Here is a 12,536-nt window from a genome sequence, read left to right on the forward strand (position 1 = left end):
ACAGGTGGAGTCGGTCAGGAGAAAGTGACAACTCTCCGGAAAACAACGGTCACTTCCTGAAATCCTCTCTAGCAAGCGCTTCAACTTGCCTGAAACGCAAGTACGATGACGTGTGATCAGAGCGTCAGGTTTTCCGGATGGGTCTCGGACCGCTCTTGGTGGCGGTCCGCGCGCCGCGTCTGACGGCCGACCGCTTCGACCGTGCTAGCGGCAGGGATTGAGGGATCACATGTCGTCGTACTTCACCGATCTGGCCCAGCAGTACATCGACGGTGAGTGGCGTCCGGGCACCGGCTCCTGGGACATCATCGACTTCGACCCGTACGACGGCGAGAAGCTCGCCTCGATCACCATAGCCACGGTCGACGAGATAGATCAGGCGTACCGCGCCGCCGAGCGGGCCCAGCGGGAGTGGGCGGCAACCAACGCGTTCGTCCGCCGGACCGTCATGGAGAGGGCGCTGCGGCTGGTCGAGGAGCGCGAGGCCGAGATCGCCGAGGCGATCATCTCCGAACTCGGCGGCACCCGGGTGAAGGCCGGTTTCGAACTCCACCTCGCCAAGGAGTTCCTGCGCGATTCCATCGGCCTCGCCACCGCGGAGGAAGGGCGGCTGATCCCGTCGCCCGTACCCGGCAAGGAGAACCGCCTCTACCGCGTCCCGGTCGGCGTCGTCGGTGTCGTCAGCCCCTTCAACTTCCCCTTCCTGCTGGCCCTGAAGTCCGTCGCCCCCGCGCTCGCGCTCGGCAACGGCGTCGTCCTCAAGCCGCACCAGGACACCCCGGTCTGCGGCGGCACGCTCCTCGCCAAGATCTTCGAGGACGCGGGACTGCCGGCCGGTGTGTTCAATGTCGTCATCACGGACATCGCCGAGATCGGGGACGCGTTCATCGAGCACCCCGTCCCGAAGGTGATCTCCTTCACCGGCTCCGACAAGATCGGCCGGCATGTCGCCACGGTCTGCGCGAGCCGTTTCAAGCGGGTCGTCCTCGAACTCGGCGGCAACAGCGCCCTGGTGGTCCTGGACGACGCCGACCTCGACTACGCCGTGGACGCGGCCGTCTTCAGCCGGTACATCCACCAGGGCCAGGTCTGTATGGCCGCCAACCGGGTGCTGGTGGACCGCTCGGTCGCCGACGAGTTCACCGAGAAGTTCGTCGCCAAGGTCACATCCCTCAAGACGGGCGACCCGCGCGACCCCGAGACCGTCATCGGCCCGGTGATCAACGCCTCCCAGGCCGAGACGATCTCGTCCGCCGTCGAGCAGGCGCTCGCCGAGGGCGCGACGGCGCTGGTGCGCGGCACCACCCGCGACAACCTGGTCGAACCCTCCGTCCTGACCGACCTCCCGGCCGGCTCCCCCCTCCTCCGGCAGGAGCTTTTCGGCCCGGTCGCCTTCCTCATCCCCTTCGACGGAGAGGAGGAGGCCGTACGCCTGGTCAACGACACCCCCTACGGCCTCAGCGGCGCCGTCCACACCGCCGACCCCGAGCGCGGGGTGCGCTTCGCCCGCCGGATCGACACCGGGATGTTCCACGTCAACGACGGCACGGTCAACGACGAGCCGCTCGTCCCCTTCGGCGGCGAGAAGGACTCCGGGATGGGCCGGCTCAACGGCGAGTCGACGGCGGCGGCGTTCACCTCCCTGAAGTGGATCTCGATCCAGCGGGGCCGCAGCGCCTTCCCGTTCTAGACCGGGCCTGGTCCAGAACGGGATCGGTCCGGACCCGGCCGCCCGTCTCCTCGCCCACCAGGGCCGCTTGACTAGGACAGCGGCTGACCTACTGCCCCCGTAGCTTGGTCGGTGTCAGGCAAGCAGTGGTGCTGAACCGAGGAGAGGCGGGCCGGTCATGGTCACGCACGTACGGGCCGAGGCGGCGGGCGACGAGCGCGGGGCGCTGCTGGACTTCATCGAGGAGCAGCGCGGCGGTGTCCGTCGCGCCCTGCTCGGGCTCACCGACGAGCAGGCGGCCAGCAAGCCCAGCGCGAGCGACCTCTCGCTGTCCGGGCTGCTCAAGCATGTCGCCGAGGTCGAGCAGAGCTGGGTCGCCCGCGCCAAGGGCGAGCCGCCCGCCGTGACCCGGTCCGAGTCGAACTGGCACGAGACCTTCCTGCTGGTCGGGGACGAGACCGTGGCCTCCCAACTCGCCCACTGGGAGAAGGTGGCCGCCGAGACCGAGGCGTACGTCCGCTCGGTGCCCGACCTGGACGAGACCTTCGCGCTGCCCGAGGCCCCCTGGTTCCCGCCGGAGGGGCGGGTGTCGGTGCGCTGGCTGTGTCTGCATCTGATCCGGGAGATCGCCCGGCACGCGGGCCACGCGGACATCATCCGGGAGTCGCTGGACGGAAAGACGGCGTTCGAGCTGGTCGCGCTGGAGCGGGGGGAGTCCTGGGGGTGAGCGACGACGCCCGGCGGCCGGAGTCCTTCCCGTGGCCGGAGTCCTTCCGGTGACCGGGTTCCTCCCGGTGGGTCGGTGCCGCCTACCCTGAACCCATGTCAGCGATCCGTCTCCTGGTGCTGGGCGCCGTACGCCAGCACGGGCGGGCCCATGGCTACCAGGTCCGCAACGACCTGGAGTACTGGGGCGCGCACGAGTGGTCCAACGCCAAACCCGGCTCGATCTATCACGCCCTCAAGCAGATGGACAAGCAGGGACTGCTGCGCGCGCATGAGGTCGCGCCGTCCACCGCGGGCGGCCCGCCCCGCACCGAGTACGAGATCACCGAGCAGGGCACGGAGGAGTACCTCGCCCTGCTGCGGACCAATCTCACCGCCTACGACCAGCGCCCCGACATGCTCACCGCCGCACTGGGCTTCATGGTCGACCTGCCCCGCGACGAGGTGCTCACCCTGCTGGAGGAGCGGGTGCGCGCGATCGAGGCATGGCGGAAATCCGTCACCGAGTACTACACGCCCGAGGAGGGCCCCGGGCAGCTCGGCCATATCGGCGAGATCATGAACCTGTGGGTGCACACCGCCGACACCGGCGCGGAGTGGACCCGCGGACTGATCGAGCGCATCCGCGGCGGCGCCTACACCTTCGCCGGGGAGGGCGCCCCGTTCCACGGGGTGCTGGCGGACGGCGAGGAGAACCCGTACGCCCGACCGAGGCCGCACCCGGGCGACAGCCGCTGAACCCGCCCCACGGACCGGGAAAAAAGAAATTCCGGCGGCGATGTCGAGAACGCGCGTCCCGCTCCGTCCCCGGGGTGAACGCGACCACCATGGGTCGCAAACGGCACCGAGGAGACACATCATGGCCAAGTACCTGCTGCTGAAGCACTACCGGGGCGCCCCGGCCGCGGTCAACGACGTTCCGATGGACCGCTGGACGCCCGAGGAGATCTCGGCGCACATCCAGTACATGCAGGACTTCGCGGACCGGCTGGAGAAGACCGGCGAGTACGTCGACAGCCAGGCCCTCGCCCCCGAGGGGACCTGGGTCCAGTACGGCGGTGAGGGGCGACCGCCGGTCACCGACGGACCGTTCGCCGAGACCAAGGACCTGATCGCCGGCTGGATGGTGATCGACGTCGACAGCCACGAGCGGGCCCTCGAACTGGCCGGGGAGCTGTCCGCCGCCCCCGGAGCGGGGGGCAGGCCGATCCACGAATGGCTGGAACTGCGCCCCTTCCTGACCGCCCCGCCCACCATCACGGAGTGACCTCCAGCGTGACCGGGTCACTTGGGCCGCACGGACCACTAGGGCCGCACGGACCACTGGGGCCGCACGGACCACTGGGGCCGCACGGACCACTGGGGCCGCACGAGCCACTCAGGCCGCACGGACCACACGAGCCACTCGGCCCGCACGGCCCCCGTCCTCCCCTGGACGAAGCCCTGCTGCGCAGTCTCACCCCGGGTGTCCTCACCGTCCTCGTCCGCCGCGGAGCCGAGTTCGCGGCGGCCGAGGACGCCGTGCAGGACGCGCTGGTCGAGGCGGTCCGGGTCTGGCCGGCCGATCCGCCGCGGGATCCCAAGGGCTGGCTGGTCACCGTGGCGTGGCGCAAGTTCCTCGACGCGGCCCGCTCGGACACCGCCCGCCGGCGGCGCGAGGGCCTCATGGAGGAGGAGCCGGTGGCGGGGCCCGCGCCCTCGGTGGACGACACCCTGCGGCTCTACTTCCTGTGCGCCCACCCCTCCCTCACCCCGGCCTCCGCCGTCGCCCTGACGCTGCGGGCCGTCGGCGGTCTCACCACCCGCCAGATCGCCCGGGCGTACCTGGTGCCCGAGGCGACCATGGCCCAGCGCATCAGCCGGGCCAAGCGCACCGTCTCCGGGGTGCGGTTCGACCGGCCCGGGGACGTCGCCACCGTGCTGCGCGTGCTCTACCTGGTCTTCAACGAGGGCTACTCCGGCGACCTCGACCTCGCCGCCGAGGCGATCCGGCTCACCCGGCAACTCGCGGCGGCCGTCGACCACCCCGAGGTGGCCGGGCTGCTCGCCCTGATGCTGCTGCACCAGGCCCGGCGGGCGGCGCGGACCGCGCCCGACGGAAGCCTCGTGCCGCTCGCCGAGCAGGACCGCGCCCGCTGGGACACCGGGCTGATCGCCGAGGGCGTGGGGATCCTCCAGGCGGCGCTCGCGCGCGACCGGCTGGGCGAGTTCCAGGCGCAGGCCGCCATCGCCGCGCTGCACGCGGACGCGCCGACCGCCGAGGAGACCGACTGGGTGCAGATCGTCGAGTGGTACGACGAACTCGCCGGCCTCACCGACAGTCCGGTGGTGCGGCTCAACCGCGTGGTGGCGGTCGGTGAGGCCGACGGCCCGCGCGCCGGGCTCGCGGCGCTCACCGCGCTGGACCCGTCCCTGCCCAGGTACACGGCGGTGGCGGCGTACCTCCATGAGCGGGACGGCGACCCGGTGACGGCCGCGCGCCTGTACGCGGAGGCCGCCGGCAAGGCCACCAACCTGGCCGAACGCGACCATCTGACCCGTCGGGCGGCACGGCTCAACGCCATTAATCAAGTTTGACCAATAGGTCTCGGGGGTACTAGCCTCTCCGGCGTTAGTCAAGTTTGACTAGGGAGGGGCTGGCTGAGTGGGTGACCGAGTGTCCGACACAGTGATCGCCGTCGAAGGCGCACACAAGAAGTACGGCGACAGGAGCGCGCTGGACGGGCTGGACCTCACGGTCGGGCGCGGCACGGTACAGGGAGTGCTCGGACCGAACGGAGCGGGCAAGACCACCCTGGTCCGGGTCCTGTCCACCCTGCTGCGGCCGGACTCCGGCCGGGTCCGGGTAGCGGGGTACGACGTGCTGACCCAGGCCCAGGAGGTGCGCCGCCGCATCGGTCTGCTGGGCCAGCACGCGGCGCTCGACGAGGGGCTGGGCGGCCACCAGAACCTGGAGATGTTCGGCCGCCTCCACCACCTGGGGGCCCGCCGCTCACGGGACCGGGCCACGGAACTGCTGGAGCGCTTCGGTCTGGCCGACACCGGCCGCAAGGAGGTCAAGCGGTACAGCGGCGGGATGCGGCGCCGACTCGACCTCGCCGCGTCGCTGATCGTGGAGCCGGAGGTGCTCTTCCTGGACGAACCGACCACGGGGCTCGACCCGCGCGGCCGGGCCGAGGTGTGGTCGGCGGTCCGCTCGCTGACCGGTGGCGGTACGACGGTGCTGCTGACCACGCAGTACCTGGAGGAGGCCGATCAGCTCGCCGACCGGATCTCGGTCGTGGACCGGGGGCGGGTCATCGCGGACGGTACGGCGGACGAGCTGAAGAACCTGATCGGCGGCGACCGGATCGATGTGGTCCTGCGCGACGCGGGACAGCTCGGGGCGGCGGTCGCCCTGCTGCCGGCGGGGCGGGACGAAGTGACGGTCGACCCGGACCGCCGGCTGGTCAGCGCACCCGTCACGGACCGTGTGACGGCGCTCTCCGAGGTCGTACGGGCCCTGGAGGCGGCCGGTCTCCAGGCGGAGGACATCGCACTGCGGCGGCCCACGCTGGACGAGGTGTTCCTCCAGCTGACCGGCCGCGGCGACGAACCCGCGGACGCCGGGACGGCCGGGCCGGGCACAAGGAAGCCCGGCACAAGGAAGCCCGGCACTGGGAAGCCCGGCACGAGGAAGGAGGCCGTGGCGTGAACACGTACGCACTGACCGATTCGTGGACCATGACCCGGCGGGAACTCGCCCACTGGGCGCGGCAGCCGGTGCAGGTGGTCGTCAGTCTCGTCTTCCCGGTGATGCTGCTGGTGATGTTCGGCTATCTGGTCGGCGGCGGGCGCGGGATCAGCGGGGACTACGTCGACTTCCTGGTGCCCGGCATGCTCGCGCTGACCATGGCCTTCGGTCTGGAGTCCACGATGGTGGCGGTGACCCGGGATCTCGACAAGGGGGTGATCGACCGCTTCCGGTCGCTGCCGATGGCCGACGGGGCGGTCCTGGTCGGCCGGGCCTCGGCCGACATGCTCCAGTCGGCGGTCGGCCTGCTCGTGCTGGTCGGGGTGGGCGCGGCACTGGGCTGGCGGGTGACCGGCTCGGTGGGCGGTTTCCTCGGCGCCCTCGGACTGCTGCTGCTGTTCCGTTTCGCGATGCTGTGGATCGGTATCCATCTGGCGCTGGTGGCGGGCAGACCCGAACTGGTGGCGGCCGTCCAGATCCTGGTCTGGCCGGTGGGCTTCCTCTCGAACGCCTTCGCCACCCCATCCGCCATGCCGGACTGGCTGGGCACGGTCGTGCAGTGGAACCCGATGTCCCAGACGGCGACGGCCGTCCGTGACCTGTTCGGCAACCCGGGCGGCGAGCCGGGGCACCTCTGGGCCGCGGTGATCTGGCCACTGGCCCTGCTGGCGGTGTTCTTCCCGCTGGCGGTACGGAAGTTCGGGCGGATGAGCAAGTAGCCCGGGCGGCCGGGGCACGCGGAGGCGGGGCGGGAGACCACGACCACCGCCACGCACCCGCGTGCCGCCGCGAGCCCGGCGCTCACCGCACCGCCGCCCCCTCCTTCGTCAGCTGCATCTGCGGGCGGCCCGTGACCAGCAGCCAGGCGGGGAGGGAGGCGATGCACAGCAGCGCGAGGACGGTGGGGGAGGCGACCAGGACGGCGGCGGTGAAGAGGCTGACCCAGCCCTGCCGGGTGATCGCCAGCAGCATCCCGAGCACCCCGGCGGCCACCCCCAGCGCGGGCTGGACGGCCGGCACCAGGGCGTGCGCGGCCAGTCCGAAGGCGGCGCCGATGAACACCGAGGGGAAGATCCGCCCGCCCCGGAAGCCGCTGGACGCGGCGACGAGCAGCGCGGCCAGCTTCACCAGGGTCATCCCGGCGAACTGGCCCGCGGTCCACCCGTCCGGGTCCCTCGCCAGTTCGGCGACCTGGTCCAGCCCCTTGAACAGGGTCAGTTGCCCGCCCAGCGCCCCCAGCAGCCCCATGACGATCCCGCCGGCGGGCAGGATCAGCATCGGGTGCCGCAGCCGGGAGAAGGCGCCGTGCACATACGGGAAGGCGCGGACCGCGCACATCCCGAGCAGCGCGGCGAGCGGGGCGATCACGAGCGCGGCCAGCACATCGACCCAGCCCGCCCGGCCGAGCGGCGGCAGATGCAGATCGAAGGTCGGATGGGCGACGAGGCTGGTCGTGATCGCGCCCGCCGCGGCGGCGACCAGCGGGGCGAAGACGTGGTCCCACAGCCGCCCCTTGAGCGGCTGTCCGGCCAGCGCCTCCGACATCACCAGCGCGGCGGCGACCGGGGTGCCGAACAGCGCGCCGATCGTCGCCGCCTCCGCCAGCACCGTCCACATCCCGCCCGGCATCCGGGGCAGCAGGCGTCGGCCCAGCCAGTAGGCGAGCCCGACGTTCACGGCGATGATCGGGTTCTCCGGGCCGAGGCTGGGGCCGCCGGCCAGGGTGAGCGCGGTGGCGAGCAGCAGTCCGGGCAGGACGACGGGCGGCAGGACGGGCGCGTCCAGACCGGTGGTGGCCGGGTCGGGGCCCGCGTGGCCGGGCACCTTCCAGACCACCAGGCCCGCGAGGACGCCGGTGCCGGTGAGTATGACCATCGTCCAGAGCACGGAGTAGCGGCCCACGCCCAGGGCGTCGGGCAGATTGCCCCACAGCACATGCTGGAGCGCCTCCGCCGCCCCGCTCACCCCGAGGAAGAGCAGGCTGGCGACCACCCCCACGACGAGCGCGGGGAGGATCAGGGGCAGCAGGGTGCGGGCCGGGGTCGCCGGAGCGGTCGACGCCGGCGGCGAGGTGTCGGGGGCCACCGGCACACGATAGACGGGCAAGGGGGGTGTATCCGGGTATATCGGGCATGGGGATCGGGTGTGGGGATCGGGCGTGGGGAGATTCGGGCTTGCACCTCACGTGACGTGAGGGCCGAGCGTGGAGGGCGTACCGACAGAAGGAGCGGAAGTGAGCTACTCCGTAGGACAGGTCGCCGGGTTCGCCGGGGTCACGGTGCGCGCGCTGCACCACTACGACACCATCGGCCTGCTCGTGCCGAGCGAGCGCAGCCACGCGGGGCACCGGCGCTACAACGACGCCGACCTCGACCGGCTCCAGCAGATCCTGTTCCACCGGGAGCTGGGCTTTCCGCTCGAAGAGGTCTCCGCCCTGCTCGACGACCCGGACGCGGACCCGCGCGCGCATCTGCGCCGCCAGCACACCTTGCTGACCGCCCGGATCGAGAGGCTGAAGAAGATGGCGGCGGCCGTGGAGCACGCGATGGAGGCACACGACATGGGCATCAACCTCACGCCCGAGGAGAAGTTCGAGGTGTTCGGGGACTTCGACCCGGACCGGTACGAGGAGGAGGTGCGGCGGCGTTGGGGCGGCACCGACGCCCACCGGGAGTCGCAGCGCCGCGCCGCCACCTTCACCAAGGAGGACTGGAAGCGGCTGACGGAGGAGTTCGACGCGATCCACCGCCGGATGGCCGATCTGATGGCGGCCGGCACCCCCGCCGACGCCGAGGCGGCCATGGCGGTGGCCGAGGAGCACCGGCTGTTCATCTCGGCCGCGCACTACCCGTGCTCGTACGAGATGCACACCGGCCTCGGTGACATGTACGTCGCCGACGCCCGGTTCACGGCGACCTACGACACGATCCGCCCCGGGCTCGCGGCCTATCTCCGCGACGCGATCACCGCCAACGCCGTCCGGCACCTGACCTGACCTGACCTGATGCGACCTGACCTGACGCGGGCGCCCCGGCACCGCGCCGCCGTCGTCGTGGGGGCGACCCGTCACTCCCGGACGAGGACGACCGCGGTGCCGTAGGCGCACACCTCGGTGCCGGTGTCGGCCGCCTCCGAGACATCGAAGCGGAACATCAGCACCCCGTTGGCGCCCCGGGTGCGGGCCTGCTCCACCAGCCGTTCCATGGCCTGGTTACGGGTCTCCACCAGCGTCTTCGTCAGCCCGCGCAGCTCCCCGCCGACCAGTGACTTCAGCCCGGCCCCGAGCTGGCTCCCCAGATGCCGGGACCGCACGGTCAGTCCGAAGACCTCGCCGATCACCTTCTCCACCCGGTGGCCCGGTACGTCGTTCGTCGTCACGACCAGCACAGTCGGCTCGGGCCCCTGCCCGCCGCCGTAGTCATCGATGCCCATGACCCTCAGCTTGGTCCCCCTGCACACACAGTGCATCCTGGAGGCACGGGTGGAACCTGGGCCGGATCCGGCGCGTTGATTGCGTTGATAGCTTTGTCCGGCCGTACGGACGCCGCAGTTCTCATCACCCCTCAGGAGCCAGGAACCGTGACGACGCTTGCCCTCGGACCGAGCTGGCTCGATCCGAACAACCTGCTCGACAACTTCGGCATCTGGGGCCTGCTCCTGATCGTCTTCGCCGAGTCGGGACTGCTGATCGGCTTCTTCCTGCCGGGTGACTCGCTGCTGTTCACGGCCGGTCTGCTGATCACCTCCGGACAGCTCGACTTCCCGCTGTGGGCCGCGGTCATCCTGATCGTGATCGCGGCGATCGTCGGCGACCAAGTGGGCTACATGTTCGGCAAGAAGGTCGGCCCGGCGCTCTTCACCCGACCGGACTCCCGCCTCTTCAAGCAGGAGAACGTGACGAAGGCGCACGAGTTCTTCGAGAAGCACGGCCCGAAGTCGCTGGTCCTGGCCCGCTTCGTGCCGATCGTGCGGACGTTCACGCCGATCATCGCGGGCGTCAGCAACATGCGGTACCGCTCCTTCCTGACCTACAACGTGGTCGGTGGCGTCCTCTGGGGCGCCGGTGTCACCCTGCTGGGCTCCTGGCTCGGCAACATCGCCTTCGTGAAGCAGAACATCGAGGCGATCCTGATCCTGATCGTGCTGCTCTCCGTCCTGCCGATCGTCTTCGAGGTGCTCCGCGCCCGGAAGCAGAAGAAGAACAACCCGCAGCCGCCCGCCGCCGCCCAGCAGCCGCACCAGCCGTACCCCCAGCCGCAGCAGCCGCAGCCGTACCAGCAGGCACAGCAGAACCAGCAGAACCAGCCGTACCCCTACGCGCAGCAGCAGCCCCCGGTCATGGACGACTCCACGACCCAGCTCCGCCGTATCCCCCCGGCGGCCCCGCAACAGCCCCAACAGCCCCAGCAGCAGCACCCGGGCCAGCCTCAGCAGCAGCAGTACGGCCCCTACTACGGCCGGCCGCAGCAGCCGCAGCCGTACCCCCAGCCGCAGCAGCCGCAACAGCAGCAGCCCTACCCGCCGCAGCAGCAGCCGTACCCGCCCCAGCCGCCCCAGCCGCAGTACCCGCAGGGCCGGCAGCAGAACGGCGAGTACGGCCAGAACGGCCAGAACGGCCCGTACTCGCCGTACAACCAGGGCTGAGCGCCCCGCCGTCGGGTCAGAAGCCCCTGGTCCGTTTGGCCGCCCGGCGTCCGCCGCCGCCCGGCACCCGCAGCAGCAGCCGGGAGAGTTCCGCTCCCAGGTTCACCCCGATGGCGATCGCCATGGCCAGGGCGGCGGCCTTGGTCAGGGACGCCAGCCCCTGGTCCACCTCGTTCTGCACGATCGAGAGCACCCCGAAGTACGTCGCGGAACCCGGCAGCAGCGGTCCGATCGCCGCGGTCGTGTAGGGCAGCGCGGAGGCGAACCGGTAGCGGGACAGCAACTGCCCGAACAGCCCCACCAGTCCCGCCGCGGCGGCGGTGGAGGCGACCGGGGAGAGGTTCCCGGCGAAGTGCAGGGCGCCGTACACGCTCCACGCGACACCGCCGTTCAAGGTGACGGCGAACACGGTGGATCGTTCCTGCTGGAGCAGGATCGCGAAGGTCAGCGACAGCAGCATGCTCGCCGCGATCTGGATGCCCGGCCGCTCGGCGATCCGCAGCGCCGCGTCCGGGCTCAACTCGGCGCCCACCTGCACGCCGAGATACAGCATCACCAGCACCCCGACGACGATCCCGACAAACAGGTACATGACCTCCAGGAGCCGGGCGGCGGCGGTGATGTAGAAGCCGGTCAGCCCGTCCTGCACCCCCGCGACCAGGGCCCGCCCCGGCAGCAGCGCGAACAGCCCACCGGTGATCACGGCGGACGCCTTCACATCGACATGGGCCACCGTGAGCGCCACCCCGACGGCGGCGGGCGGCATCGCGGCCACCACGAACTGGTAGAACTCCGGCAGCCCCCGCCCGGCGCACCACCACGCCAGCCGGTCGCCGAGCATCGCGCCGATCGCCGCCGCGACGAACACGATCACATCACCGCCGACCAGGACGGACGCCGCCCCCGCCAGCAGCCCGCTCGCGGCGGTGAGCACCCAGGTCGGATAGGGGTGCCGGTTGCGGCGCATCTCGGCGAGCCGCCGGTACGCCTCCTCCAGGGAGAGATGGCTCTCCGGGTCGCTGAGGTCGTCCACGAGCCGGTACACGGCCGCGAGCCGGGTGTAGTCGGTGCCCCGCCGCCGCACGGTCCGCGAGGCCGTCACCGGGTCCTCCACCAGGGACGGCTGGTGCGAGATGGACAGCAGCGTGAAGGTGACGTTGGGCTCGCAGCGGTCCAGACCGTAGGAGCGGCACACGGCGAACATCGCCGCCTCCACGTCCTCCGCGCCCTCCCCGCCCGCGAGCAGCAGTTCACCGATACGCAGGGTCAGGTCGAGCACCCGCGGGACGGCCGGTCCTGCCTCGTCCGTCTTGTGCGCGGTCTCCGGCGCCGGCCGCTCGGCCACCGGCATCCGCAGCATCGTGCGCATCCGGTCCTGCCAGGGCGCGTGCTTGGTCAGACTGACCGCCGGCACCCCGCCCACCGGGGTGAACACCGGCGGGGCGTTCCTGGCGCTGTAGGTGCTCGGCGCCGTGAACGCCGACCCCTCCTGCTCCCCGCCCGCCGACGCCGGGACGTCGAGCCCTTCCGGCACCGAGAACTCGGAGGTGGTCTCCGGCTCGTCCCCCGGTCTGGCCACGGCCATGCCGTCGGGGACGGCGAACTCGGAGGTGACTTCCGGATCGAAAACGCCCCGGGCCTCGTCCTGAGGAGGCCGGCGGTCCTGCGCGTCCGTCACTTGAGGCCGCTCCCTGTACGACTGGGTCCCAACCGCCTCAGTATGCGCACAGACATGCGGACGGGCCGCACGCTCACGCGTACGGC

12 protein-coding genes are annotated in these 12,536 nt (G+C 71.4%); 9 read left to right on the forward strand and 3 right to left on the reverse strand.

The genetic code is table 11. The features are described 5' to 3' along the window. Positions 1-229: 229 nt before the first annotated feature. The 7 genes from ACIQNG_RS32860 (at position 230) to ACIQNG_RS32890 (ending at position 6,847) form a co-directional block, all read left to right on the forward strand. The gene (locus ACIQNG_RS32860; RefSeq protein WP_401490102.1) at positions 230-1,690 is read left to right on the forward strand and encodes an aldehyde dehydrogenase family protein; all 1,461 of its coding nucleotides are present in this window, start codon (positions 230-232) and stop codon (positions 1,688-1,690) included. Positions 1,691-1,847: 157 nt separating this feature from the next. Further along, positions 1,848-2,396 (forward strand): DinB family protein, encoded by a 549-nt coding sequence (locus tag ACIQNG_RS32865; RefSeq protein ID WP_401490104.1) that lies wholly within the window; start codon positions 1,848-1,850, stop codon positions 2,394-2,396. Positions 2,397-2,491: 95 nt separating this feature from the next. After that, positions 2,492-3,133, forward strand: coding sequence for a PadR family transcriptional regulator (locus ACIQNG_RS32870; protein WP_401490107.1), 642 nt, complete (start codon positions 2,492-2,494; stop codon positions 3,131-3,133). 121 nt (positions 3,134-3,254) lie between these two features. After that, positions 3,255-3,662, forward strand: a complete 408-nt coding sequence (locus ACIQNG_RS32875; protein WP_401433709.1) for a YciI family protein — start codon at positions 3,255-3,257, stop codon at positions 3,660-3,662. Positions 3,663-3,826: 164 nt separating this feature from the next. Then, positions 3,827-4,972 (forward strand): RNA polymerase sigma factor, encoded by a 1,146-nt coding sequence (locus ACIQNG_RS32880; protein ID WP_401434065.1) that lies wholly within the window; start codon positions 3,827-3,829, stop codon positions 4,970-4,972. 79 nt (positions 4,973-5,051) lie between these two features. After that, positions 5,052-6,089, forward strand: coding sequence for an ATP-binding cassette domain-containing protein (locus tag ACIQNG_RS32885; protein ID WP_401433707.1), 1,038 nt, complete (start codon positions 5,052-5,054; stop codon positions 6,087-6,089). Continuing rightward, complete coding sequence (locus ACIQNG_RS32890; RefSeq protein ID WP_401433704.1) at positions 6,086-6,847, forward strand: ABC transporter permease; 762 nt, start codon at positions 6,086-6,088, stop codon at positions 6,845-6,847. The genes ACIQNG_RS32885 and ACIQNG_RS32890 overlap by 4 nt, the downstream gene beginning before the upstream one ends. 82 nt (positions 6,848-6,929) lie before the next feature. Here the strand turns inward: ACIQNG_RS32890 and ACIQNG_RS32895 are convergent, their stop codons facing one another. Then, on the reverse strand, positions 6,930-8,213 hold the full coding sequence (locus ACIQNG_RS32895; protein ID WP_401490110.1) for an ion channel protein: 1,284 nt from the start codon (positions 8,211-8,213) through the stop codon (positions 6,930-6,932). Between the two features lie 148 nt (positions 8,214-8,361). On the opposite strand from ACIQNG_RS32895, the gene ACIQNG_RS32900 reads away from it, so the two are divergent. Continuing rightward, positions 8,362-9,123, forward strand: a complete 762-nt coding sequence (locus ACIQNG_RS32900) for a MerR family transcriptional regulator (protein WP_401490112.1) — start codon at positions 8,362-8,364, stop codon at positions 9,121-9,123. A 71-nt stretch (positions 9,124-9,194) separates the two neighbouring features. Here the strand turns inward: ACIQNG_RS32900 and ACIQNG_RS32905 are convergent, their stop codons facing one another. Then, positions 9,195-9,560 carry a YbjQ family protein gene (locus ACIQNG_RS32905; RefSeq protein ID WP_401490115.1) on the reverse strand — a complete coding sequence of 122 codons (366 nt, stop codon included), beginning with the start codon at positions 9,558-9,560 and terminating at the stop codon, positions 9,195-9,197. Between the two features lie 147 nt (positions 9,561-9,707). Here ACIQNG_RS32905 and ACIQNG_RS32910 point away from each other — a divergent pair, with 147 nt between their 5' ends. Further along, on the forward strand, positions 9,708-10,772 hold the full coding sequence (locus tag ACIQNG_RS32910; protein WP_401490118.1) for a DedA family protein: 1,065 nt from the start codon (positions 9,708-9,710) through the stop codon (positions 10,770-10,772). A 16-nt stretch (positions 10,773-10,788) separates the two neighbouring features. Here the strand turns inward: ACIQNG_RS32910 and ACIQNG_RS32915 are convergent, their stop codons facing one another. Further along, positions 10,789-12,450 (reverse strand): threonine/serine exporter ThrE family protein, encoded by a 1,662-nt coding sequence (locus tag ACIQNG_RS32915; RefSeq protein ID WP_401433692.1) that lies wholly within the window; start codon positions 12,448-12,450, stop codon positions 10,789-10,791. Positions 12,451-12,536: the final 86 nt, after the last annotated feature.

The organism is Streptomyces sp. NPDC091377 (assembly GCF_044757045.1).
Taxonomy (GTDB): domain Bacteria; phylum Actinomycetota; class Actinomycetes; order Streptomycetales; family Streptomycetaceae; genus Streptomyces.